The following is a 25,129-nucleotide window of genomic DNA, read 5'->3' on the forward strand; positions in this document are numbered from 1 at the left end:
AGTAAATCTATTTTTACATATGCCCTTCTTTTTCGACAATTTCTCTAAAATAGCTCACTAACTCTTCTCGCAGCGGTTCTCTTTGTAAGGCTAAATCAATTGTTGCTTTAATGAATCCAAATTTATCTCCAACATCATAACGTTTTCCTTCGAAATAATAAGCAAGAACACGTTGAAATTCATTCAGACGTAAAATAGCATCTGTTAATTGAATTTCTCCACCTGCACCAATCTCTTCTCTGCTTAAGATATCAAAAATTTCCGGTGTTAAAATATAGCGCCCCATAATTGCATAGCCTGAAGGGGCATCTTCTGGATTCGGTTTTTCAACGAGCGTTTCTACGTCTAATAATCCTTTTTCAAGAGGCTCTCCTTTAGGGCCTACAATTCCGTACTTTGAGGTTTCTTTCCTAGGCACCTCCTGTACACCAACTACAGCGCATTCATATTTTTCGTATACGTCCATTAACTGTTTCAAACAAGGTGTTTCTGATTGAACTACATCATCCCCTAGCATAACAGCAAACGGTTCATCTCCGATAAAACTTCTTGCACAGTGAATGGCATGACCTAATCCTTTAGGTTCCTTTTGACGAATGTAGTGAACATTAGCCAAATTCGAAATCCCCTGCACTTCTTCAAGCATGTCCCACTTTTCCTTTGCCGCTAATGTTTCTTCTAGCTCATATGATTTATCAAAATGATCCTCGATTGCTCGTTTTCCGCGACCGCTTACAATTAAAATATCTTCAATACCTGATGCTACTGCTTCTTCCACAATGTATTGAATCGTTGGTTTATCTACAATTGGCAGCATTTCTTTAGGCTGTGCTTTTGTAGCCGGCAAAAAGCGTGTCCCTAATCCAGCTGCTGGAATAATAGCTTTACGAATTTTCACTTACTTTTCCTCCTGTCAATGTCAATCGTGCTTATTGGTTATAGTATAGTAAGTCTTCGATTGAGTATGTACACAAAGTCATGTTGAATCCATTTCTTTTTATAAAGAGTCATGTTGGATTCTGCTTTATCATAACAAAAGATTTTGTATAATTCTATTTTTATCATTTATAATGAAAAGAAAATTAATCACTTATAAATATAATTTTATGTTCCACTTATGTATAGAAAGGAATGGGATTATGAGTTCGTTTTCAGATCACTTACAGCACCAATTTATACATCATTTCCCGTACAGTGATGCACGCTATCGTACAAATGCCCAAGCAGGACTAGACCTTTACCGTACCCATTCATTCTTCATTTTGCACAATGATGAACAGATATTAAACGTTAAAATCGATTCGTTTTATGTTGAACTAAACAAACAGCTGCTCCCTGAAAGTACCTGTTCTTGTCAGCATAACGGATTTTGTGAACACTGCTTTGCAGCGTTTTTTTATATGTATTCATTAATAGAACCGCTTTCGCCCCTATTCAAAGAATGGCGAAACCATGAGAAAGAAGCTTTGACTATGCTATCTGCCAAACAAGTGTTAAAAAAACCCAAGGCAACTTTTCAAGAGTGGAGACAAACTTTTGAGGAGCAGTATACGCTTTTTATGCAGGGGCGGAACGAAAATGACCGGTCCATTTATCATGAATATTATCAGTACTATTACCGTTCTTTAGTGAAAAAAGCTCCTGAGCATCCATTGCTTTATGCTTTATTTTGTATCTATGGAGCGGTTCATACATTTTATAAACTATCAGCTCAATTACAGGCACATCAGCTTTCTACTAACATCGAGGAATCATTCGTATATAGTCACGTCTACAAAATAACAAATGAAATTTATGCTACCGCTGATTCATTAAAGCAAACGAAATACGATCGGGATGCATTATCTATTATAGAGGACAGCATCCCATACATCCGAGAATTATTGCATAATGATATACCTTTACAATATGAGCGTATTGAAATTTATCGCGTTATTTGGCAAAAAGTCTTCACGTTAGAAAGATGGCGAAAAAATGAGGAACGCGAATTAAAAGCCAAGCATGGTTCTTTTATAAATAATACAGCTCTTTCCTATCTTTTATTTCTTCAAGAAAAAGATAGAGAAGCAAAAGAACGTTTGAGCGATGGAACATTACAAATGATTCCCTATCTTATCCCTTGGTTAAATGATTTATTGCACGAAAAAGAAACTGACCGCTTTGCTCAGTGGGGCTCTTATATAATGACCTATATAGGAGATTACGTACGCACCGTTCCAACTACTTATCAAGGAAGCCGAAATATGGTCTCCATGATTGTAAATTTATTTCAGCACTATAAAGACTTAACGAACGAGCAAACTTTGTATACTGAAGCATTGCAAACATTACTTCCCTATAGTTTTATTGAATACAGTGATTTTCTATATGCTTCTAACCAATTAAAAAAATGGGTTGAATTACAGGTGCTTCTTCAATATGACAGCATCAAATATGACGAACAAACGATAGAGGCCTTAAAACAAAAAGATGAAAAGCTGGTTATTCCTCTTTATCATCAAATGATTTCAAAGCTGATTTATGAAAAAAAGAAAAGCAGTTATCAAGAAGCCTATATCTACTTACAAGAATTAAAAAGACTTTATCTACAAATGAATCGCTCTCTACTATGGGAACATTATATAGAAGAATTAGCGATAAAAACGAAGAAACAGCGCGCATTTCAACAACTATTAGAAAAAGGAGATTTACTGAATGTTTGATTTGTTTCATTTAACACTTGAAGTCGAACCTGTACACGATGACTTTTTTCTCTACTGTGTATCACCTAGCGGCCAAATTTTGCTCCCTGATACATGGAAAGATGCGCTGTTTCTGTGGCATGAACAGACCTATTACGGAAGTGAAGCTACACAGGTTGAGATTAATGGAAAAAAAGGAATTCTTCTTTCTGCATGGCAAATGTTCACTTTCATACAATCACCTATTCAACAGCATGTGTTGAAACCGGCTTTGTCCGCTTCAGCGGAAGATTATCAGCAAATTGCAGTCGATATGACAAAGAAGATTATCCAAGGGAAATTTCATTCTCTTCCTTTAAAAAAACAAATGACTGGATCGCTTTCACAAGCTGATGAGCAAGAGTGGCGAGCACAAATTAAAGAGAGCCTATTAAAAAAAGAAGGAAAAGACTTTTTAATAAGCATAGGAGGCGAGAGCTATAATCCTCCCTTTGACCTTTCATTGCGTGTTGTAGAGCCAACGACCGATGGAGATGTATGGACGGCTGAAACATTTGTGATTCCCCACGATGAAGCCAAAGAACCTTTTATACTGGGAAGAACACTTCCTAAAGAGTGGAATCACTACGAATCATATATCGCTTACGAACACGAACGATGGAAAGCATTGGCTCCTACTTTATACCAAAAAGGAGCGTTTATTCAGTCTGTCCTAACAGATGAGGAAGTATGGGAATTTCTAACTCAAGATAGTGCAGCATTAATTGAACAAGGTGTCTCTATCCATTTGCCAAGCTGGTGGGAATCATTAAAAAAAGCCACCATAAAAGTATCTGGCGCTATAGAAAATACTTCATCTGCATTGTTTGGTAAACAAGCTATCAGCAGCTTCCGCTGGTCATTTTCTATTGGCGATCAAACTTTTTCAGAAGAAGAGTTTCGGAAATTAGTCGAACAAAAACGCCGATTATTATCTATTAACGGACAGTGGATTCAACTGGATTCTAGATTAATTAAACAAGCGCAGAAAATTGTTAAAGAAGCTAGTAAAAAAGGCGTCTCAATTCATGAAATTTTAAAAACGAAGCTAACCTACATGGCAGACAGTAAAACTGATGAAGAAGAGGTAAAAGTTGAATTCCAACTCCCCGCTTCCTTTCAATCATTTATTACATCCTTAACGGATTTAGAACGGCTGCCGGAAGTGCTGCCTCCCTCTGAATTTAAAGGGATATTAAGACCTTATCAGCAGCAAGGCTTGAATTGGCTCATGTTTTTGAGAAAGTTTAACTTAGGAGGATGTCTAGCAGATGACATGGGGCTAGGTAAAACCATTCAATTAATTAGTTATTTAACAAACATTCATCAGTTACATAGCTTTCCTTCTCTTATCGTTTGCCCAACTTCTTTAATTGGAAACTGGGAAAAAGAATTACAGAAATTTGCCCCTTCTCTTCGTGTTCATGTTCATTACGGGCCGAAAAGAACCGGCGGAGATGCATTTGAGAAGATATGTGAAAGTACTGACGTGGTGATTACGACTTATCAAGTTGCCCTTTTGGATGTCGAATTGTTGAAAGGGTTTATATGGAACAGCATTTCCTTAGACGAAGCGCAACATGTTAAAAACCCGCAGACTAAACAGGCGAGAGCCATTCGTCAGCTGCAAGGAAGACACAAAATTGCGCTTACTGGAACTCCAATTGAAAACCGTCTGCTGGAACTATGGTCATTATTTGAATTCATCAATCCCGGTTACTTAGGAACAATCAATTCATTTAAAAACCGATTTGTAGCCGGCATTGAAAAAGGCGAGAAACCTGAACGAACTGTTGAGCTTAAAGCACTCATTCAACCTTTCTTATTGAGAAGAACAAAACAAGATAAAAGCATCGCCCGCTCACTGCCTGATAAACAAGAACAAAAAGAATATATCCCGCTGACAGCGGAACAAGCTTCACTTTACCAGGAGCTAGTTCAAGAAATGCTTCAAGAAACAGAGGAAAAAACAGGATTTGAACGAAAAGGCATGATTTTGCAAACACTAAATAAGCTAAAATTATTATGCAATCATCCAGCTTTGTACTTAAAGGAAAGTGCAGCTAAACAAACGGTACGGCGATCTCATAAAAGTGAAAAAATTATTGAACTCGTAGAGAGCATTCGCACACAGCAAGAAAGCTGTTTAATCTTTACTCAGTATATTGAAACAGGACTCATGCTACAACGAACCTTAGAAAAAGAAATCAACGAGCCGGTTTTATTCCTTCACGGAAGTTTGTCAAAAGAGCAAAGAGATGAAATGGTTGCTCAATTTCAAGCAAGGAAAAAAGCCATCTTTATCCTTTCTCTTCGCGCAGGTGGAACTGGATTGAATTTAACAGCTGCAAATCACGTTATTCATTTTGACCGATGGTGGAACCCAGCCGTTGAAAACCAGGCAACCGATCGGGCCCATCGCATTGGTCAGAATAAATTTGTTCATGTTCATAAATTCATTACAAGAGGAACGATTGAAGAAAAAATTGATGAAGTGATCAATCAAAAACAACATCTCAACAATGAACTCATCCAAGGAGATCAATGGGTAACAGAACTTTCGAATAAAGAGCTACAAGAGCTTCTTGCTTACAGAAATGAATAAGAAAAATTATAAAATGTGTTACACCGTTACCAAAAAGAGGACTTTTTTACTTGTCCTCTTTTTTTATTAGATCATTCGACACAAAAAAATAAGTGTAAATCGTTCTTCAACTACTGATAAAGATACAAAAAACGCGATAAATATCGTTTTTTGAATAAAAAGGTATTTTTATAGCGAAAAAGACCCTTTACTTTCTCTTTAAATTCCAGCATATTTATACATATAATATTTTTGTAATTTAATAGACATATTGGAAAAATAAACACGAAACATTTACATAATTAGGGGGATTTATTAATGAAAAAAAGGCAGCTCGCTTTATCTCTAGGCGCCATTGTTGGCGGGACATTCTTATATCAAGCTTCAGCTGAAGCATCTGCTTCAACTGTTCAAGTGAAAGCTGGAGATACACTTTGGTCGTTATCTACTAAATATCATACAACGGTAGAAGCTTTAAAAAGCGTAAATAAGTTATCTTCAAATACAATTCACATAGGACAAACGTTATCGATTCCTTCTGCTTCAACCTCTCAACCATCTAATAAGGAAGAAAAGCCTTCAGCTACTGCTACTGGTTCAACCTATAAAGTTCAAAGCGGCGATACCCTTTGGAAAGTGGCTACTCGTTTTAATATGAGCGTAGAAGAATTAAAACGTTTGAACACTCTTTCTTCCAACATCATTTATATTAACCAAACGTTAAAAGTAAATGGAAGCAACAGCGCATCGACTCCAACTACGAGTAAACCAGCAGAAACTCCTTCTAAGGATGCAAACGGAACTTACAAAGTTCAGCGTGGAGATAGCCTGTCTAAAATAGCTTCGGCATTTCACATGAGCGTCAGCGAATTAAAACAAATAAATGGATTAACGTCTAATACGATTTATGTAAATCAACAATTAAAGGTATCAAAAAGCGCCCAAACAACTACGCCAACAACAAAACCAAGTACATCAACACCTTCAACTTCTAGCGGAACATTAAATGTATCGCAAATGATTTCAGATGCAAAACGTTATATGGGTGTTCCTTACAAATGGGGTGGCACAACTCCTTCTGGTTTCGACTGCAGCGGATTCATTTATTACGTAATGAAACAACAAATTTCTACAACGCGCTATACGACGGCTGGTTATTGGAGTGTATCAACACCCGTAAGTAATCCACAGCCTGGTGACCTAGTGTTTTTTAATACATATTCTAGCGGCCCTACACATATGGGCATTTACCTTGGTAATCGTCAATTTATTCATGCTGGATCTTCTACCGGTGTAACCATTGCAAGCTTAGATAACAGCTACTGGAGCAAGCGCTACTTAGGTGCAAAAAGGTTTGCTAAATAACTGATAGAAGCTGAGACAAGAGTATGTTAGCTGAAGGAAGATCCGAATGAGTTTGATTCTTGATGGAGAATCAAACTCGTTCGGATCTTTTCATTAAAAAAACCGTTAAATAATTTAACGGCTGAAATAGAGGAATAATTCGGGGATAGCGAATACTTTAATTTTCTCTCTTGAGAATATAGAAAGAGCCTTGCTCTTAAGGAGGATCTATCTTCTATTATGATAGATAAGGGGAATTAAAACCTTAGCTGAACTAATCACCCCCTTTCATACTAGATCACTTTATTCTTCTTGTTGATTTGAACCAAATGAAGAAGAATCAGATGGCTTTCCACTTAAAAATTTAACCGCATCAGCCACAACGTCGGTCATATATACTCGTTGCTGAAGATTATTTTCAAATGTGCGCGTTTGTACACGCCCTACCACACCTACAACCGCTCCTTTATCACAGTAAGCAGCTGTATTTTCTGCATTTTTTCTCCACAGAGTAATGTTGACAAAATCAGCATCATATTCACCTTCAACATTTCGAAACGTTCGATTAATTGCTAACGTAATAGTAGATACGGCAATCCCTTCATGGGTATATCGAAGCTCCGGCTTTTTTGTCAGTCTTCCTACAAGAACAATATGGTTAATCATAGTCTACCACTCCAACTGATTGAATAATGGGAATCTTTAAGCTCATTCATGTTATAATATGGATAACCTACTATTTACGTAAAGGAGGAAACATCAATGAAAACATTTAAACTTGTGTCATTTCAATTGGTTGATAATCAAGAAAAGCGTCAGTCTGTCTCACTAACTAATGGCCTTATTATTAATAAAGAAGACGGCGAAAATAACTGGATTTTAGAAGCAGTTATCGATAAGAAATGGTACGATGAATTTCATGTTTTGTTGAAAGATAAACAAAAAGTGACGGTAGAAGCTAAAATTACGAAAGAAACAAATGATCCAGCTACCTTTATAGCTACCGTGGCTTCCATTACTTCAATTGGTGAAAATCGTATTAGTTTGTTGATGAAAGGTGTTTTAAAAGAACGGAGACTTCATTATGCTGAAATGCTCTTAGAGGATTTAATTAACCAAGGGTTATCAGGTCAAGATTTACTTCAACAGTTCAAACTGCAGCTTCGAAACAGACCGGTAAAAAGTACATCTAAAAAATAAGTCAAGTCATCTCAAGGTGTCTGGATTTAAAAGAGAGGATTATTGTTTGAGGTCTTTTTCGTTGGTCCATGAGAAGGGTAAAGAAAAGAGAACTCACTGGAGAGGTACCTTTCTTTTTTTCCTAAAAATAAATGTGCATGACTAGAACGTTTGAAGCGATTATCTCTTATGCGAGCACCTTGCCTTTTCAAATAAAAATTTGTCATTTTTTCACTCCTTTTTCTTTGTAATTCGTATATTAATGCATTTTTCCCCGTTATTCAACCATTTTTTTCAATATACCGAACAAAAAATAGGATTTTTTTACTATAAAAACCTCTATTTTTGTTCTTTTTTTTATATCCATGCAGAAAAATGAATCTTTTTAGAGAAAAAAAAAGAAATAAAAACAGGTTTTATTCCCTCTATTGCAGAAAGTAAAGTGTATATGTTTCATATTGTGCAAATTAAGCATGTTACAAAGAACATGAACTACATTCGAACAATAAGACATATACTTATCTTTACGAAATCAGGTGATGCATATGAAAGATTTTGGAGAAAGAATTAAACATTTCAGACTAAAAGGAGGATTTTCACAAGAAGAATTAGCAAATCAGTTGAATGTTTCTCGTACAACTATTTCAAAATGGGAATGTTCGAAACAAACGCCTTCCATTTTTGATTTTCTATCTCTATGTAATTGTTTTCAAATTACGCTCGACCAACTTATTGAGCCTTCCTCTTATAAACAAGATTATTTACATGACTTCCAACTTCTTTACTTAACAAGAAAACGTGAATCGGATTCACAGGAAAATACCATTTTAACCCTCATAGATAAACAGCCCTTATTAAAACATGTGCTCTTACAATTTTCATCTCTGTCACCAACTCTTCAAAAAGAGTTGCTAACGGATATTATACCTTTATTAAAGAAACTTTTTTCTGCTTTGCAGCGCCAATAAAAAAAGCTGCATCAGCAGCTCTTATGTACTATTCTTTTTTATCGCCTAAAGCAAACATAATATCTGTTTCGCAGACTAACTCTCCATCTACAGTTGCGATACCTTTTCCTTTACCAATAGATCCACGCGCACGTACAATTTCAACCTCTAAACGCAGTTGATCACCAGGTCTTACTTGCTTTTTAAAACGGCAGTTGTCAATGCCTGCAAAAAATGCTAAACGTCCTTGATTTTCCTCTTTTTTTAGCATAGCTACTGCTCCTACCTGAGCCAAAGCTTCTACAATTAAAACCCCTGGCATCACAGGATAGTCAGGGAAATGCCCGTTAAAAAATTCTTCATTGGCAGATACGTTTTTTAAACCAACTGCTTTCTTTCCTTCTTCCACTTCTAAAATACGATCGACCAATAAAAATGGATATCGGTGTGGAATAATTTCTTTAATTTGTTCAATATCAAGCATAAATAAGTCTCCTTTCAAACCGCATGTAACATACGATACTATTATCAATATACAGAATGCTCAATTGAGAAGCAACTACTTGCTTAAGCTCTGATTCCATTCACCAAGCCCATCATTTGGTCTGCAATTGAAATAGAGCGGGAATTAAACTGATACGCACGTTGGGCAATGGACATATCAGTGAGTTCTTTGCTCAAATCTACATTTGACTGTTCCAATTTCCCTTGATCTACGCCTGCTGTTTCTCGAGCTTTTCCAGTCAGATCTGTAAACATATTCGGTTGGTTCATCCCACCTGGAAAAGCAAATAGATTTTCTCCTTTAGCTTCTAGCTCCTGCGGCTTTTGGACATTTGTTAACCCAAGGGTAAACTGGTCAACGCCCGTATTCGTAGTAACCGTTATCGTTCCACTTCCATCAATCTGTATATCTTTAAATGCGTTACTGAAAATAATAGCTTGACCATTTTCCCCCAGCACATCCTGGCCAGAACCGTTTACTAATTTAACATTGTTGGGGCCTTCAGGGCTAAGGTGAAATGAACCATCTCGCGTATATTGTACAGGCTGTTCGGAATCGTTTACGGCAACTTGAAAATAAACGTTTGGATTTGATGCAGCTACATCTAATGGTTTGTCTGTATTTTCAAAAGCACCTTGCGTCATATTTAAGCGTGTTTGGTCTAGATAAGCTCCTGAACCTTGTCGAATTCCAGACGGTGTAAGCCGCTTTTCTGTTCCATGGTCTACTTGATTATTTACTTGTTGATACAGCATATCGTTAAATGAAGCGTCTCTCGATTTATATCCTGTCGTATTTGTATTAGATAAATTGTGACTGATGACATCAAGCTGCTGCTGTAGCTGCCCCATTGTATTAGCCGCTGTTATCATTGTACGGTTCATTCTCCTCATCTCCCCTGTTGCTTTTAGCGCACACGTCCAATTTCATTTGCCGCTTTATCCATGCTTCTATCGTAAGCTTGCATTATTTTTTGATTTGCTTCAAAAGCTCTGTAAGCTGTTAGTAAATCCGTCATACTTTGAGCAGCATCTACATTGGAACGTTCAACAAATCCTTGCTTTAACTGATAAGAAATGCCTGGATTATTTCTTGCTGAAGGCAAGGACTGATTGTTCAACGTTTCATACAATCCATTCCCTGCCTTTTTAATCGTTTGTAAATCACTAGAATAAGCAATACCGATTTGTGCAATCTGCTGATTATTTTCCGTTACGTTACCCTGTGAATCAACTGTAAAGTTTTCACTTTTCAGTTGAATTGGCTGATTATTTGTATTTAATACATAAGCTCCCGTAGACGTAGTTAAAAACCCTTCTTGATCTAATGTAAAATTACTGTTTCTTGTATATTGAGGCGTATTATTAGGGCTTTGTACCACAAAAAATAGGCCGCCCTCTTTTGTAGGCATATTTTGCTCCATCAATGCAATATCAGTTGATTGAGACGTTTGCTGAAGATTACCTTGTGTAAAATTTGGAACTGTTTCTTGCATATACACACCCGTATTAATTGTACCTATGTCTTTTTTGTTCTGAACAGAGATGTTACGGTCAGTGGGTAAATCTTCAGATTCCATTCGCTGCAGTAACATATCAGGAAATGCCTTTAACGTACCTTGATCTGCTTTAAATCCTGGCGTATTAGCATTTGCTATGTTATTCGTTAATAAGTCAGTTTGACGCTGCTGAGACAGCATACCCGCTGCTGCCGTGTAAAACCCTTTAAACATACTTCATCCTCCTTACAAGTAAACGTTGTTCGTTATAGCCGGCTGACAGAGTATAATAAATAAAAGAAGAGACTCCTCTGTATGAAACGAGCCAATAGAGGAGTCTTCATTTATTTAAACAATATTGCGACGAGATAGTTTATCAATATTATCAAGCATAATACCTGTTCCAACAGCTACACAACCCATTGGATTTTCTGCAATTAGCACAGGCACCTTTAATTCTTCCGCTAACAGCTGATCCATACCGTGAAGCAATGCTCCACCGCCAGTTAAAATAACGCCTCTGTCTATAATATCGGCAGAAAGTTCGGGAGGTGTACGCTCTAATACACTTTTCGAAGCTTGTACAATGACGCTGACAGACTCTCTAAGTGCCTCCTCTACTTCCTCAGAATAAACAGTAACCGTACGAGGTAAGCCTGAAACCATGTCTCGCCCTCGAATGTCCAGCTCTTCATTACGAGCTTTAGGAAACACTGTGCCAATTTTCACTTTAATTTCTTCTGCTGTACGCTCTCCAATTAAGAGCTTATATTTTTGTTTAATGTACTGCAAAATTTCCGCATCAAAACGATCACCAGCCATCTTAATAGAAGCTGCTGTTACAATATCGCCCATTGAAAGGACAGCCACATCGGTTGTACCTCCACCAATATCTACGACCATGTTTCCGCTCGGCTGAAAGATATCCATTCCAGCGCCAATAGCCGCGACTTTTGGTTCTTCTTCCAAATAAATGGTTTTTCCACCGCTTTTTTCAGCAGCTTCGCGAATTGCTTTTTGTTCAACAGAGGTAATATTTGTTGGACAACAAATTAAAATACGAGGCTTGGATAAAAAACCTTTTACATTTAATTTATTAATAAAGTGTTTGAGCATAGACTCGGTAATTTCGAAGTCAGCGATAACGCCATCTTTTAATGGACGAATGGCAATAATATTACTGGGCGTTCTTCCTACCATACGTCTCGCTTCTTCCCCTACTGCTAGCACTCTATTTGTATTTTTATCAATCGCCACAACAGACGGTTCATTTAACACAATTCCTTTGCCTTTAACGTGAATTAAGACGTTAGCTGTACCTAAATCGATACCAATGTCTTTTGCTAACATACCTTAAATCCTCCTTCTATTTACATATCTTTGCATGATAACCATTCTTTTTTCCTAATTTACTATTTTATCACAATTTGTATATGTATGTTGTTATTAGCAAAAATATTTATTATATACCTATTTTATCCAAAAATTAAAATGCCCTATACTACCTCTATAAAAAAGGCAATATCGGGCATTCTTTTACTTTACAGTTTCTTCTTCTTTTTTGTACTTTAATTTTGTTGCTTCTCCTCCACGCAAATGCCGAATAGATTTATGGTAATCAAGAATTTCTTTTACTTCATTTGCTAACTCAGGATTTATTTCTGGTAGACGCTCTGTTAAATCTTTATGGACAGTACTTTTCGAAACGCCAAATTCTTTCGCAATTACACGAACTGTTTTCTTTGTTTCTACAATATACTTTCCAATCTTGATAGTTCTCTCTTTGATGTAATCGTGCACACTACTCGCCCTCCCCAAATTGGATATGAGAAGTATCCAAGGGAATGTATATATTATCCCTTTTCTAACATTCTCTTTATAGGTTTGTAACAGTTTATTAGCTTGTGTGCAGATATATGCTAGAAAAGTCAGTAAGGACAAGTGATTTCTTATATTTTTTGAAAATTTAGTGTTTTTTATTTACTTTTTTAACATAATGCATCTCATTTTAGAAAAATTCATAAAAAAAGAAGCTCGGTTTTATCCAGCTTCTTTTCGTATTTATGGTCTTGCTTTATGCATTTGGTTTAGACGTATCTGTTGAAGGTTGTTTTGAATCTTTATCTTCTTTAGTCTTTTCATCAGATGATTTTTCGCTATCCTTTGATTCTTCAGAAGAAGAGTCGTCTTTTGGTTCTGTCACTTCAGCTGCTTTGACTTCTTTGATAGAACTAACCGATTTTCCAAAATAACTGCTTGGATTAATTGCTACACCATCTTTACGAACTTCAAAGTGCACATGTGTTTTTGCTTCTTGATTATATAAGCTTTTTCCAGCTTTTGCGATCGTTTGGCCTTGTTTAACAATATCTCCTACTTCTACATCAGCTTTCTCAAGAGATTGATACTGTGTTACTAAACCATCTTTGTGATCAATTTCTACTACATAACCTAGTAAAGGATCTTTTGTTGCTTTTGTTACTGTACCGCTAGCTGCTGCTACAACATCAAATGATTTATCTCCCTTAACAGCTAAATCAACACCTGTGTTTGGATGATACGTATTGTTGTAGAAAACTAGTGCTTCTTCTTGTTGTTTTTCAGATGCTTGATCGTCGTAGAAAGGCTTTTTCACGATAGCTGATGCTTCACTAGCAACTGGCATTTTTAAATTTTCAAGCGAAGCATTTACCTCTACAGCGTCGTCTCGATAAGCCGTACCGTCTTGGCTATAGCCGCTTTTGTCTTCTTTGCTAATATCATTTCCATTAGCTTGAAACCAAAGGACTGCTGTAAGAATAATTGCTGCACTCGCTAAATAGATAGCCGGGAACACCCAACGCTTTCTAACTAATTTTTGAACTTTCGATTTTGGAGAAGTACGTTTCTTTTCTTCCTCTCTCATATATCATCACCTCAGAAATCAGTCTGAACACAATTGAATGAATATATACACAGCGATAAAAAATTTTTTTCGATTATTTTTCAACAGATGAATCTAAAATATACATTTTATTTAAAAAAAGTGAAAAACATAAAAAAGACCCTGCTATAAGGGTCGTTGAATTAGCGTTTAGCTGTCAATTGTGCAACAAACTGATCGTTAGGAGTAATTGCAACACCTGTATAATAATGAGTAACAATATCTTTATACGTTTTTCCTTCCAGTGCCATACCATTTGCTCCGTACTGACTCATCCCAATACCATGTCCATATCCTTTTGTATTGATGATAATTTCATTCCCTTTTTTTGTCCAATGAAAGTCGGCTGACGATAAATCCAGTTTTTCCCGAACATCTTTTCCCGACAGTTCTTTACCGTTTATCTTTACGTAATCTACGCGCTGCCCCGGCGTTCTAGAGACGATTTCACCTACTGATCCACTGTTTGTTAATTTCACTCCAAGCCTCTGTTCAAAGCTAGCAACAGACATTACTTTCTGATTTGTAAATTCAGGAGACTTTTTATCCCATGGACTAGCTACACTTTTTAGATAAGGAATGGAATTCTTCCAATACGCTTCTGAATTTTCAGTGTAACCATTGCTGGTAGAAAAGAACGTAGCATTAATTGGCTTATTTTTATACGTAAGAATTTGACCTTGGGTGTCCTTCACTGCTTCTTGAATTTTTTTGATTTTCCAATCATAGTCTTTGTTCCATCGGCTTCTTAGCTCATCTTTATTTAAATATACTTGGTACTCTACGGTATCAGTCACATCCGCTCCTTGGGGAAGATGACTATTTCCATTCATCATAGTTTGCACAATATAGGTTCTGGCTGCCAAACTTTGAGCCTTAAGTGCTTCAAGTTCAAAAGTAGCAGGCATTTCAGCTGCTACTACCCCTACAAGATAGTCTTCGAGCGGCAGTTTTTCTACTTTTTTCGTTTCCGTACGATAAACACTGACATCAAGAGGAGACGCTGTCACTTTTTGTAGTTTTTCGGTTTTTGGGGTCTGTTTGACATTTTCATGTAGCTTTCCATCTGTCTTTTCAGTAAAAGGAACAACGAGAAGTGTTGGGATGAGTAACACAATGAAAAAAAAGATGACTCCTAGTACGACGATTGGCTTTGCTTGTTTCATGAACGCCTAGCCTCCATATCTATTATTTTGACAAGGAACACCTATATCCCTATATTCCATATGTATGGAGGTGGACAACCTTTTATGACAGCAAACCGGCCATAAGGGTCGTCCAACGACAAAAAAAGCATCTCGCTATGAGATGCTTTTTTATGACATATTTACTTGACGTCTGAAGCCTGTTGAGTTTGTTCTACCTGCTTTGTTTCGTCATTTACACGTTCAATATCAGCGCCTAAAGCGGCTAATTTATTGTGGAAATTTACATAACCACGATCAAGGTGTTTTAATTCCGTTACACGCGTATAACCGTCTGCTACAAGTCCTGCTAATGTTAACGCTGCTGCTGCACGAAGATCTGTTGCTGCTACTTCAGCGCCTTGTAGTTGAGAAGGTCCGTTAATAATAACAGAGCGTCCTTCAATTTTAATATCAGCGTTCATGCGGCGAAACTCTTCTACGTGCATAAAGCGGTTTTCAAAAACTGTTTCTGTAATCATACTTGTGCCTTCTGCTGCTAATAATAATGCCATCATTTGAGATTGCATATCCGTAGGGAACCCTGGATGAGGCATTGTTTTAATATCTACTGATTTTAGCTTTTCAGGTCCTACAACACGTAAGCCGTCGCCTTCTTCAGTAATTTCAACACCCATTTCTTCCATTTTAGCAACAAGTGAACTGATGTGCTCTGCTACTGCACCGCGTACAAGTACGTTTCCACCTGTAATAGCTGCTGCTACCATGAATGTTCCAGCTTCGATACGATCTGGAATAATTGCATGTTCTGCACCATATAATTTATTAACACCTTCAATACGGATCGTACCAGTTCCTGCACCGCGAACTTTAGCGCCCATTGCGTTTAAGAAGTTTGCTAAGTCGACAATTTCAGGTTCTTTTGCTACGTTTTCCATAATTGTAGTGCCTTCCGCTAATGCTGCTGCCATCATAATATTTTCTGTGGCACCTACACTTGGGAAGTCTAAATAAATTTTAGCACCTTTTAGTCTTCCTTCAACTTTTGCATCAATAAAACCATTTCCTACTTGAACTTTAGCACCCATTGCTTCAAAGCCTTTAAGGTGCTGATCAATCGGTCTTGATCCAATCGCACATCCACCAGGTAAAGCTACACGAGCCTCACCCATACGCGCTAATAAAGGACCCATTACAAGTACTGAAGCGCGCATTTTTCTTACATATTCAAAAGGTGCATCTGTTTTTAACTCTCTTGATGCATCTACAACTACACGATTTGTTTCAAAATCTACTTCTGCATTCAGATGTCTTAAAACTTCGCCAATCGTAAATACATCGGAGAGAGCTGGTACATCATTTAGAATTGTTTTTCCTTCACTAGCTAATAAGGTTGCAGTGATAATAGGTAAAACGGCGTTTTTTGCTCCTTCAACTTTAACTGTACCGCTTAATCTATTTCCACCGCGGACGATGATTTTTTCCAAGGTATTCCCCTCCGCGTCCATTTTCTCTATATTAATATTCAGACGTAATGATAGGTGTGCCAACAACTATGGTTGTTTGACCGCCCATTCTTGTCTTGCGTAATGCAATTTGTAAGTTCATTTCCTGCTTTTTCGTTTGAAGAGCTTCTTTCCACAGTCCAGTATATGCTGAAACAGAGGTAAATGACTCTTCCACTAGAGATTCCACTGGTTTAGCATTGAAAGCTCGTAATAGGTCTTGAATTTCAACAGACAAAACACTTTCCATCTTATCATTGATTTCCCCTGTTGCACAAGAGAAAATTATGGGTTCTGACAGGAAAATTTTTTCATAATTTGTCTGAAATACATTTTGAAAATGGGTCATATTTTTTTCTTTTAAACCTTGTCCCGTTACATGATACGATATGTACGCATTGCTGTGTTCATCGATCGCATAAGTTAACAGAATGACTTCGTTCACATCTTCACTTTTGCGTGTACCTATTGCTTTCCATAGGTCTCTTTCCCTCTTTACTTCCCATTTAAAACCTCTAAAATTACTTTTAATACTTTTAGCTTGCGAATAAAAGGTTTTTTGGTCAGTAACAGCTTTTACTTCTTCTCTTGCATACAACGATACTTCAGTTAACGAAACATGCTGCTTATTTAAGGTGTGAACAATCTTCTCAATAGTAGTTTCATTGTTTTGGGCATTGCTCACATAACTTCCATGATATACGAATAAGCCAGTAATGAAAATAGCCAAAAAGACACTAATTTTTTTAAACATTTCGCCACTCCCTCTCCGTACTCATCAGTCTTTCCAGAAGGCGATGATACATACATGAAAAGGGTCATCATATTTAGACATAGCGACATACATTAGGGTATAAATTCGTATATCTTCAACGAATGAACGTCTATTTTATCATAGACTCATAGCTTGCCAATCATTGAAAAAATGAGGGGATGCGCTGTGACCAAAATAAATAATCCAAAAAGAAATTACTTACTGTTGATGAAATCGTAATGGTCAATAAAATAAGCATTAATTTTGCTTGAAACACATGATTAGGTTTCATCAGCTTTTCAATTTGAAAGCCTTGCAAAGCATACCAAGTAATCACAATAAAAATCAAATGTGAAATCATGGTTAGTAACGTTTGCTGCTCAATTCCTCCAAACAATAAAAGCACTCCTTTTAAACACCATATGAAAAGAAGAGACGATCATCGTCTCTTCTTTTCATATTAAAGCACACTTATGCAAATTCGTAAACGGTAACATGAAAAACATTTATTTTATTCCCTATTTTAAGATCCTTTTCCATTATTAAAAAAAATAAAGAAAACGGATAGGCTTAGTTAAATGGAATATATAATCATAGACGAATGCTATTTGCTCTTCCTCTTTTATATAATAGAGCAAAAAAGCCCTCTCATTCGTTTGAGAGGGCTTTTTTTAGAACTTACGTTGACTAATATCTAAACGATTGACTGCCCGTTTTAAGGCAATTTCAGCACGCTTAACATCAACGTCGTCTTGTTTGCTATCAAGGCGCATTTCAGCGCGCTTTTTCGCTTCTTCTGCACGAGCTACGTCAATCGCTTCAGCTGTTTCAGCAGCCTGTGCAAGAATTGTTACTTTGTCAGGTCTTACTTCAAGAAATCCTCCGCTAACAGCCACAAGTTCTGTACTGCTTGCTTTCTTCAAGCGGACGGCTCCAATTTGTAAAGGAGCAACCATCGGAATATGGCCATGTAAAATACCAAGCTCACCGCTCTGTGCTCGGGTACTTACCATTTCCACTTCTGATTCGTAAACTGGGCCATCAGGAGTCACTACACTGACATGGATTGTCTTCATTTAAAAAACCTCCTATGTCCCTTAAATTAAACTTCTACTCCCATACGTTTCGCATTTTCAATAACTTCTTCAATGCGACCAACTAAACGGAACGCATCTTCAGGTAAATGATCGTATTTACCTTCCAAGATCTCTTTAAATCCTTTAACAGTTTCTTTTACAGGAACATAAGAACCTTTTTGACCTGTAAATTGTTCTGCTACGTGGAAGTTTTGAGACAAGAAGAATTGAACGCGACGAGCACGTTGTACAACAAGTTTATCTTCATCAGATAACTCATCCATACCTAGGATTGCAATGATATCTTGTAACTCTTTATAACGCTGTAACGTTTGTTGAACTTGACGCGCAATTGCATAGTGCTCTTCTCCAACAATTTCAGGAGATAAAGCGCGAGATGTAGATGCTAATGGATCTACCGCAGGGTAAATACCCATCTCTGATAATTTACGCTCTAAGTTTGTTGTTGCATCTAAGTGAGCAAATGTTGTCGCTGGAGCTGGATCCGTATAGTCATCGGCTGGTACGTAAATCGCTTGAATCGATGTTACAGAACCTACGCTTGTTGACGTGATACGCTCTTGAAGCTGACCCATTTCTGTCGCTAATGTTGGCTGATAACCTACTGCTGATGGCATACGGCCAAGTAATGCTGATACTTCTGAACCCGCTTGTGTGAAACGGAAGATATTATCGATAAAGAATAATACGTCTTGACCTTGTTCGTCACGGAAGTATTCTGCCATTGTTAATCCTGTTAATGCAACACGCTGACGTGCACCAGGCGGCTCATTCATTTGTCCAAATACCATAGCCGTCTTCTTAATAACACCAGAGTCTGTCATTTCATGGTATAAGTCATTACCTTCACGCGTACGCTCACCTACACCAGCGAATACCGAAATACCGCCGTGCTCTTGAGCAATGTTATTGATTAACTCTTGAATTAATACTGTTTTACCTACACCGGCACCACCGAATAGACCGATTTTTCCACCTTTAATGTAAGGAGCTAATAAGTCTACTACTTTAATACCTGTTTCAAGAATTTCAGCTTGTGTAGATAGATTTTCGAACTTTGGTGCTTGACGGTGGATCGGATCACGACGTGCACCTGCATCGATTGGGGCGTCTAAGTCGATTTTTTCACCTAATACGTTAAATACACGACCTAACGTAACGTCACCAACTGGTACTGAGATTGCTGCACCTGTATCTTCTACTTCTAATCCACGAACTAAGCCGTCAGTGGATGACATTGCTACTGTACGAACTGTGTTATCACCTAAGTGAATCGCAACTTCTAATGTTAATTCGATTGCAACTTCACTTGCACTGCTCGGTTTATGTGAAATTTTAAGGGCGTTATAAATTGCCGGAAGGTGTCCGTTGTCAAACTTTACGTCTACAACTGGACCCATGATTTGAGTAACGCGTCCTTTTGTCATCGTGTTCCCTCCTAACTTGCTTTTCCATTAAACTTTCTATTCTAACGCTGCCGCTCCGCCAACAATTTCCGTAATTTCCTGGGTAATTGCCGCTTGACGTGCACGGTTATATGACAATGTAAGATTATTGATAAGATCTTTTGCATTGTCTGTTGCACTTTTCATCGCTGTCATACGAGCAGCATGCTCACTTGCTTTTCCATCAAGCAGGCCGCCGTAAATTAAACTCTCTGCATACTGAGGAAGTAATACTTCTAAAATCTCTTCTTGTGATGGTTCAAATTCATAACCAACAAGTTTACCAGAAGGTTGAAGATCTGTTAGAGGCAATAGCTTCTTCTCCGTCACTTCTTGTGAAATCGTATTGATAAAGTGATTGTAGTATAAGTAAAGTTCATCAAACGTACCGTCCGCAAACATTTGAACTGTTTGTGAAGCAATTCCTTGAATGTCAGCAAAAGCTGGCTGATCTGCTAAGCCTGTGATTTCAAGCAAAACCGGAATACCGCGTTTTACGAAGAAATCTCTCCCTACTCGTCCAATTGCAATCACACCGTATTCATCAGGTGATTGATGGCGTTCTTCAATAGCTTGAGATACTTTTCGCAAAATATTACTGTTATATGCTCCTGCTAGACCGCGATCTGAAGTGATTACGATATAACCAGTCTTCTTCACGCTACGCGCAGTTAACATTGGATGTGAAGCGCCTCTGCTGCCTAGGGCTACACTTGAGACTACCTCTTGAATTTTTTCCATATATGGAACAAACGATTTTGCATTTTGTTCCGCTCTATTCAGCTTTGCAGCTGAAACCATTTCCATTGCTTTCGTAATCTGGCTCGTTTTTTTCGTCGATGTGATTCGAGTTTGTATATCACGTAATGATGCCAAAGGTTTCACCACCTTGTTTTAGAAGATCACGTGGTATGAAAGGTGAACAAATGTTCACCTTCACCTTATTGAAAGATTGTCTTAACATACCATGCTGACAATATATTATTCAGATGCAATAAATGTTTTCTTGAATTCTTCAAGTGCTGATTCGAATACGCCAGCTTCAGGAAGGCCACCAGTTGTACGGATTGATTCAAGTACTTCTTTACGGTTTGATTCTAACCATGTTAAGTACTCGTCTTCAAAGCGTGTAATATCTGATACTGGAACATCATCTAAGAAGCCTTTTGTTAATGCGTAAAGCACAGCTACTTGTTTTTCTACGCGAAGCGGTTTGTGTAAACCTTGTTTTAAGATTTCAACTGTACGCGCTCCTCGATTTAATTTTGCTTGAGTTGCTTGGTCAAGATCAGAACCGAACTGAGCAAACGATTCAAGCTCACGATAAGATGCAAGGTCTAGACGCAGTGTACCTGCTACCTTTTTCATCGCTTTAATTTGTGCAGATCCCCCTACACGTGATACAGAAAGACCAGCATTAATCGCAGGACGTACGCCTGAGAAGAATAGATCTGACTGTAAGAAAATTTGTCCGTCTGTAATCGAAATTACGTTCGTTGGGATATAAGCAGATACGTCTCCTGCTTGCGTTTCAATAAATGGAAGAGCTGTTAATGAACCTCCACCTTTTGCGTCCGATAACTTTGCCGCACGCTCTAATAAACGAGAGTGCAGATAGAATACATCCCCTGGATACGCTTCACGACCTGGAGGACGGCGTAATAGTAATGAAAGTTCACGATAAGCTGATGCTTGTTTTGTTAAGTCATCGTAAATAACAAGTACGTGCTTACCGTTATACATAAACTCTTCACCCATTGTTACTCCAGCGTATGGTGCTAAGAATAATAGTGGAGCTGGTTGTGAAGCTGATGCTGTTACAACGATTGTGTAATCTAGAGCACCGTGTTTACGTAATGTCTCTACTACGTTACGAACTGTTGATTCTTTTTGGCCAATCGCTACATAGATACATACCATATCTTGATCTTTTTGGTTTAAGATTGTATCGATTGCTACCGATGTTTTACCCGTTTGACGGTCACCGATAATTAACTCACGCTGTCCACGGCCGATCGGCACAAGTGCGTCAATCGCCTTGATACCTGTTTGAAGCGGCTCATGTACTGATTTACGATCCATAACGCCAGGTGCAGCACCTTCAATTGGACGTGTTTTTGTTGTTTCTACCGGGCCTAAGCCGTCTACTGGCTGACCTAATGAGTTAACAACACGACCGATTAACTGCTCCCCTACTGGAACTTCCATGATGCGTCCTGTACGGCGAACTTCGTCACCTTCACGAATTTCTGTATATGGTCCTAAAATAATGATACCTACATTGTTTTCTTCTAAGTTTTGTGCCATTCCCATGACACCATTTGAAAATTCAACCAGTTCTCCAGCCATGACATTGTCGAGGCCATGAGCACGTGCGATACCATCCCCAACTTGGATAACAGTACCTACATCACTCACTTTAATCTCAGACTGATAGTTTTCAATTTGCTGCTTGATCAGCGCACTAATTTCTTCAGCTTTGATGCTCATGAATTTCACCCCTATCTACGATCTGTGTGCAAGAAGTCCTCGGTGGATCGTTTCTAATTTGCTGCTAATGCTGCCATCATAGATACGATTACCAATGCGAAGCTTCACGCCGCCGATTAGGCTTTTATCTACTACGTTTGAAATATTTAACGTATGTTTTCCAACTTTTGAAGCAAATGATTGCGAGATTGCTCGTTTCTCATCTGCGCTTAAAGGTTTGACAGAATAAACAGTTGCGTCTGCCACGCCACGTACTTCGTTCGCTAGGAAACGATACTCTTGCACCATTTGGCTAACAATTTGAATGCGGTGACGCTCTAATAATAGAAGAACCGTATGTTGAACAGTTGGTGAAAGTTCAGCAAATGCCTCACTTACAAACTGTTTTTTTCGCTCAATTGTAATTTTTGGATGAGTTAATACATCCATTAATTCAGGTGTTTTAGCAAACACCTCTTCAACGATTTGTAGCTGGTCTTGCATTTCATCGATCATCTGTTTTTCTGTTGCTAATTGAAAAAGAGCTAGTGCATAGCGCTTGGCTACAGCTGGTTGACTCATCGTACATCCCCTACTTCTTGGATATATTCATGAATTAACTTCTCTTGATCTTGTTCAGAAAGTTCTTTTTCAATAACTTTCGACGCAATTAAAACAGATAATGAAGCAACTTGCTCACGTAACGCAGCAACTGCTTGATCTTTTTGCTGTTCGATTTCTTGTTTTGCTGCAGCTTTTAGACGCTCAGACTCTTCGCGTGCTGCTGCAATGATTTCTTCTTTTTTATCTTCTGCAGACTTTCTAGCGTTTTCCATCATTACTTGCACTTCTTGACGAGATTGCTTTAAGATTTCACACTGCTCTTCAACAAGCTTCTTCGCTTCCTCATTTTGCTTTTCTGCTTCATCAATCTCACCGGCAATATGCTCTTCACGTTTTTTCATGATTCCCATTACAGGACCAAACGCGAATTTTTGAAGTAACGCAAGTAGGATAAGGAACATCACTAATTGGAAAAGAATATCTCCACCATTAATGCCTGCTGCTCCTAACACAAACATGTTCGACACGGCCATGTTCACTCCCTTCAGAGACTCCACATATATAATTTACTTCTTAAAGACATAAAGTAATGGCGAAGGTTCTTTTGAATGATCTTCGCCACATGTAACACATTATTATTTACCTTGTACCATGAATGCAATAACTACGGCGATAATTGGAAGCGCCTCAACTAAGGCAACCCCAACGAACATCATTGAAGTTAATGTACCACGTGCTTCTGGTTGGCGAGCTGTGCCTTCAATCGTCTTAGAAACGATAAGACCGTTACCAATACCAGCACCTAGTGCCGCTAAACCAATCGCAATTGCAGATGCTATTAAACCCATTTTATAAAGTCCTCCCTTAATATATATGATTTTGTTTAACTAAGTTTTGTTTTGTCCAAATTGGGTATTACTTGAACAAAGCTTTATAAATTAATGGTCGCTACTCACTTTGTGAGATAAATAAACCATCGTTAACATTGTGAAAATGAAGGCCTGAATTGCGCCTACAAAAATACTGAATCCTTGCCATAAAAGCATTGGGATAGCAGCTCCAATTGTACCTAGGAAGCCTGTTGTTGCTAAACCAGCTAGCAAGCTTAACAAAATTTCCCCAGCATAAATATTACCGTAAAGACGAAGGCCAAGCGTTAACGTATTGGCAAACTCCTCGATAATCTTAAGCGGGAATAAAAATGCCATTGGCTTGAAGTAATCTTTCGTGTATGCAGAGAAACCTCGCATTTTAATACCATAATAATGTGATAGTACAACTACCATAACGGCTAACGTCAGCGTAATTGCTGGATCAGCGGTTGGCGATTTCCACCATAAGTTATGGTCAATCACGATGGCGAATGGAAGACCCAACATATTTGACACAAAAATGTACATAAGTAAAGTTACACCTAGCGTCAAAAAGCGGCCACCTGTTTTCCAATCCATATTGCTATTAACGAGTCCTTTAACAAAATCTAAGACCCATTCAATAAAGTTTTGTGCACCGCTTGGCTTCATAGCAAGAGTACGAGTACATAAAACTGCAATTAAGAATACAATAACAGAAGCTACGGTAACCATAAGCAAGTTACTTTGACTAAAAGTAAGGCCTAGAAACTCTATAGTTGGTGATTCATGACCCAACTGTGTTCACCTCTCTTTCTATCTTCTACGCATATTTTGAACAACTAAATCTATGATAATGACAACATAATACGTCATTAATCCCACAACTACACTAATAATATGAAAGGTTTTTGGATAAGAGATGGTAATCACAACTGCGAGAGCAGCTGTTGCAAATCTTACAACAGTCCCAATTGAACGGGGCTTTTTCCCCTCATCCAACGCCTGTCCAAACTGCTCAAACTTTCTTACTAAGTTCCACAAATTATACAAACTCAGGGCGGTTCCTAAAATTAAACCTGCAAAAACAGCCTTATAACTTGTAAATCCCCAGCCGAGAACGTATAATGCTAACAAATACAATATGTATGAACGAAGTCTTGGAAAAACGTGCTGCAAATCCTGCATGAATTATTAATCTCCTGAAAAAAAATGGTGGACTGTCCGCAGCATCATAAAAACACCTGCTGCTAGCCCTGAAAGAAGGCCTAAAATCAAAAATAGTGGTTCGGTGTCAAGCCATTGATCAGCCCATCTTCCAGAGAATAAGCCAATTAAGACTGAACCTGCTAACTGTGATAGAATGATTGACACTAATGCCATCGCTTGCAAAGGATGACGGTTGCGATCTTTCATAAGCTCATACCCCTTTTGCAAAATTTTCTTTTTTCCGAATTCTCTATCGTTTTCATAGCTCAATATATGATAGAAAGGCAAAAAAAATTGCTAAAAAAGGTAAAAACAGCTAATAAAATACGCAGAAATATCAACGGTTTTCACAGGTTGAAAACCTTATCATTTATATTCCCTGTAAGCATA

The 25,129-nt window shown here is 37.8% G+C and carries 27 protein-coding genes; 5 read left to right on the plus strand and 22 right to left on the minus strand.

The window, feature by feature from the left end; all coding sequences use genetic code 11:
• Nucleotides 1–13 precede the first annotated feature (13 nt).
• Complete coding sequence (gene galU / locus ACNHOZ_RS20735; protein ID WP_028412001.1) at nt 14–898, minus strand: UTP--glucose-1-phosphate uridylyltransferase GalU; 885 nt, start codon at nt 896–898, stop codon at nt 14–16.
• 241 nt (nt 899–1,139) lie between these two features.
• Between galU and ACNHOZ_RS20740 the strand changes: the two genes are divergently transcribed.
• The 3 genes from ACNHOZ_RS20740 (at nt 1,140) to ACNHOZ_RS20750 (ending at nt 6,669) form a co-directional block, all read left to right on the plus strand.
• Nucleotides 1,140–2,702, plus strand: a complete 1,563-nt coding sequence (locus ACNHOZ_RS20740) for a hypothetical protein (protein ID WP_048021738.1) — start codon at nt 1,140–1,142, stop codon at nt 2,700–2,702.
• Entirely contained in the window at nt 2,695–5,325 is a 2,631-nt protein-coding gene (locus ACNHOZ_RS20745) for a DEAD/DEAH box helicase (protein WP_049166295.1), read from the plus strand. Before ACNHOZ_RS20740 ends, ACNHOZ_RS20745 begins: the two co-directional genes overlap by 8 nt.
• A gap of 297 nt (nt 5,326–5,622) precedes the next feature.
• Nucleotides 5,623–6,669 (plus strand): C40 family peptidase, encoded by a 1,047-nt coding sequence (locus tag ACNHOZ_RS20750; protein ID WP_048021734.1) that lies wholly within the window; start codon nt 5,623–5,625, stop codon nt 6,667–6,669.
• A gap of 282 nt (nt 6,670–6,951) precedes the next feature.
• Here the strand turns inward: ACNHOZ_RS20750 and ssb are convergent, their stop codons facing one another.
• Nucleotides 6,952–7,314 carry a single-stranded DNA-binding protein gene (gene ssb / locus ACNHOZ_RS20755; protein ID WP_028411997.1) on the minus strand — a complete coding sequence of 121 codons (363 nt, stop codon included), beginning with the start codon at nt 7,312–7,314 and terminating at the stop codon, nt 6,952–6,954.
• 96 nt (nt 7,315–7,410) lie between these two features.
• On the opposite strand from ssb, the gene ACNHOZ_RS20760 reads away from it, so the two are divergent.
• On the plus strand, nt 7,411–7,848 hold the full coding sequence (locus ACNHOZ_RS20760) for a YwpF-like family protein (protein ID WP_048021732.1): 438 nt from the start codon (nt 7,411–7,413) through the stop codon (nt 7,846–7,848).
• 524 nt (nt 7,849–8,372) lie between these two features.
• Nucleotides 8,373–8,795, plus strand: coding sequence for a helix-turn-helix domain-containing protein (locus ACNHOZ_RS20765; protein ID WP_028411995.1), 423 nt, complete (start codon nt 8,373–8,375; stop codon nt 8,793–8,795).
• Nucleotides 8,796–8,823: 28 nt separating this feature from the next.
• On the opposite strand, the gene fabZ is transcribed toward ACNHOZ_RS20765, so the two are convergent.
• The 20 genes from fabZ to ACNHOZ_RS20865 all read right to left on the minus strand — a co-directional run bounded on the left by fabZ (nt 8,824) and on the right by ACNHOZ_RS20865 (nt 24,946).
• Nucleotides 8,824–9,258, minus strand: coding sequence for a 3-hydroxyacyl-ACP dehydratase FabZ (gene fabZ, locus ACNHOZ_RS20770; RefSeq protein ID WP_013059788.1), 435 nt, complete (start codon nt 9,256–9,258; stop codon nt 8,824–8,826).
• Between the two features lie 83 nt (nt 9,259–9,341).
• Nucleotides 9,342–10,163 carry a flagellar hook-basal body protein gene (locus ACNHOZ_RS20775; RefSeq protein ID WP_168761651.1) on the minus strand — a complete coding sequence of 274 codons (822 nt, stop codon included), beginning with the start codon at nt 10,161–10,163 and terminating at the stop codon, nt 9,342–9,344.
• Between the two features lie 23 nt (nt 10,164–10,186).
• A complete protein-coding gene (locus ACNHOZ_RS20780; protein WP_255906561.1) occupies nt 10,187–11,011 on the minus strand; it encodes a flagellar hook-basal body protein in 825 nt (274 codons plus the stop codon).
• Nucleotides 11,012–11,125: 114 nt separating this feature from the next.
• Nucleotides 11,126–12,127 carry a rod shape-determining protein gene (gene mreB, locus ACNHOZ_RS20785; protein WP_013059791.1) on the minus strand — a complete coding sequence of 334 codons (1,002 nt, stop codon included), beginning with the start codon at nt 12,125–12,127 and terminating at the stop codon, nt 11,126–11,128.
• A gap of 186 nt (nt 12,128–12,313) precedes the next feature.
• Nucleotides 12,314–12,577 (minus strand): sporulation transcriptional regulator SpoIIID, encoded by a 264-nt coding sequence (gene spoIIID / locus ACNHOZ_RS20790; protein ID WP_013059792.1) that lies wholly within the window; start codon nt 12,575–12,577, stop codon nt 12,314–12,316.
• Nucleotides 12,578–12,851: 274 nt separating this feature from the next.
• A complete protein-coding gene (locus tag ACNHOZ_RS20795; RefSeq protein WP_028409695.1) occupies nt 12,852–13,682 on the minus strand; it encodes a M23 family metallopeptidase in 831 nt (276 codons plus the stop codon).
• A gap of 161 nt (nt 13,683–13,843) precedes the next feature.
• Nucleotides 13,844–14,866, minus strand: coding sequence for a stage II sporulation protein D (gene spoIID / locus ACNHOZ_RS20800; protein WP_168761644.1), 1,023 nt, complete (start codon nt 14,864–14,866; stop codon nt 13,844–13,846).
• A gap of 161 nt (nt 14,867–15,027) precedes the next feature.
• Entirely contained in the window at nt 15,028–16,332 is a 1,305-nt protein-coding gene (gene murA, locus ACNHOZ_RS20805; RefSeq protein ID WP_028411990.1) for a UDP-N-acetylglucosamine 1-carboxyvinyltransferase, read from the minus strand.
• A 31-nt stretch (nt 16,333–16,363) separates the two neighbouring features.
• Complete coding sequence (locus tag ACNHOZ_RS20810) at nt 16,364–17,104, minus strand: YwmB family TATA-box binding protein (RefSeq protein WP_013059796.1); 741 nt, start codon at nt 17,102–17,104, stop codon at nt 16,364–16,366.
• Between the two features lie 160 nt (nt 17,105–17,264).
• The gene (locus tag ACNHOZ_RS20815; protein WP_013059797.1) at nt 17,265–17,501 is read right to left on the minus strand and encodes a DUF1146 family protein; all 237 of its coding nucleotides are present in this window, start codon (nt 17,499–17,501) and stop codon (nt 17,265–17,267) included.
• A 274-nt stretch (nt 17,502–17,775) separates the two neighbouring features.
• Nucleotides 17,776–18,180: a F0F1 ATP synthase subunit epsilon gene (locus ACNHOZ_RS20820; RefSeq protein ID WP_028411988.1), complete on the minus strand. Its 405-nt coding sequence runs from the start codon at nt 18,178–18,180 to the stop codon at nt 17,776–17,778.
• A gap of 26 nt (nt 18,181–18,206) precedes the next feature.
• The gene (gene atpD, locus ACNHOZ_RS20825; protein WP_013059799.1) at nt 18,207–19,628 is read right to left on the minus strand and encodes a F0F1 ATP synthase subunit beta; all 1,422 of its coding nucleotides are present in this window, start codon (nt 19,626–19,628) and stop codon (nt 18,207–18,209) included.
• 36 nt (nt 19,629–19,664) lie between these two features.
• Nucleotides 19,665–20,522, minus strand: a complete 858-nt coding sequence (locus ACNHOZ_RS20830; protein ID WP_013059800.1) for a F0F1 ATP synthase subunit gamma — start codon at nt 20,520–20,522, stop codon at nt 19,665–19,667.
• 105 nt (nt 20,523–20,627) lie between these two features.
• A complete protein-coding gene (gene atpA / locus ACNHOZ_RS20835) occupies nt 20,628–22,136 on the minus strand; it encodes a F0F1 ATP synthase subunit alpha (protein ID WP_013085461.1) in 1,509 nt (502 codons plus the stop codon).
• 15 nt (nt 22,137–22,151) lie between these two features.
• Nucleotides 22,152–22,697 carry a F0F1 ATP synthase subunit delta gene (locus tag ACNHOZ_RS20840; protein WP_028411987.1) on the minus strand — a complete coding sequence of 182 codons (546 nt, stop codon included), beginning with the start codon at nt 22,695–22,697 and terminating at the stop codon, nt 22,152–22,154.
• Entirely contained in the window at nt 22,694–23,212 is a 519-nt protein-coding gene (locus ACNHOZ_RS20845) for a F0F1 ATP synthase subunit B (protein ID WP_197226004.1), read from the minus strand. The genes ACNHOZ_RS20840 and ACNHOZ_RS20845 overlap by 4 nt, the downstream gene beginning before the upstream one ends.
• Nucleotides 23,213–23,314: 102 nt before the next feature.
• On the minus strand, nt 23,315–23,527 hold the full coding sequence (gene atpE / locus ACNHOZ_RS20850) for a F0F1 ATP synthase subunit C (protein WP_013059804.1): 213 nt from the start codon (nt 23,525–23,527) through the stop codon (nt 23,315–23,317).
• A 90-nt stretch (nt 23,528–23,617) separates the two neighbouring features.
• On the minus strand, nt 23,618–24,328 hold the full coding sequence (gene atpB, locus ACNHOZ_RS20855) for a F0F1 ATP synthase subunit A (protein ID WP_013059805.1): 711 nt from the start codon (nt 24,326–24,328) through the stop codon (nt 23,618–23,620).
• A gap of 18 nt (nt 24,329–24,346) precedes the next feature.
• On the minus strand, nt 24,347–24,718 hold the full coding sequence (locus ACNHOZ_RS20860) for an ATP synthase subunit I (RefSeq protein ID WP_013059806.1): 372 nt from the start codon (nt 24,716–24,718) through the stop codon (nt 24,347–24,349).
• 6 nt (nt 24,719–24,724) lie between these two features.
• Complete coding sequence (locus ACNHOZ_RS20865) at nt 24,725–24,946, minus strand: AtpZ/AtpI family protein (protein ID WP_013085464.1); 222 nt, start codon at nt 24,944–24,946, stop codon at nt 24,725–24,727.
• Nucleotides 24,947–25,129 lie beyond the last annotated feature (183 nt).

Source organism: Priestia sp. D51 (genome assembly GCF_053345675.1).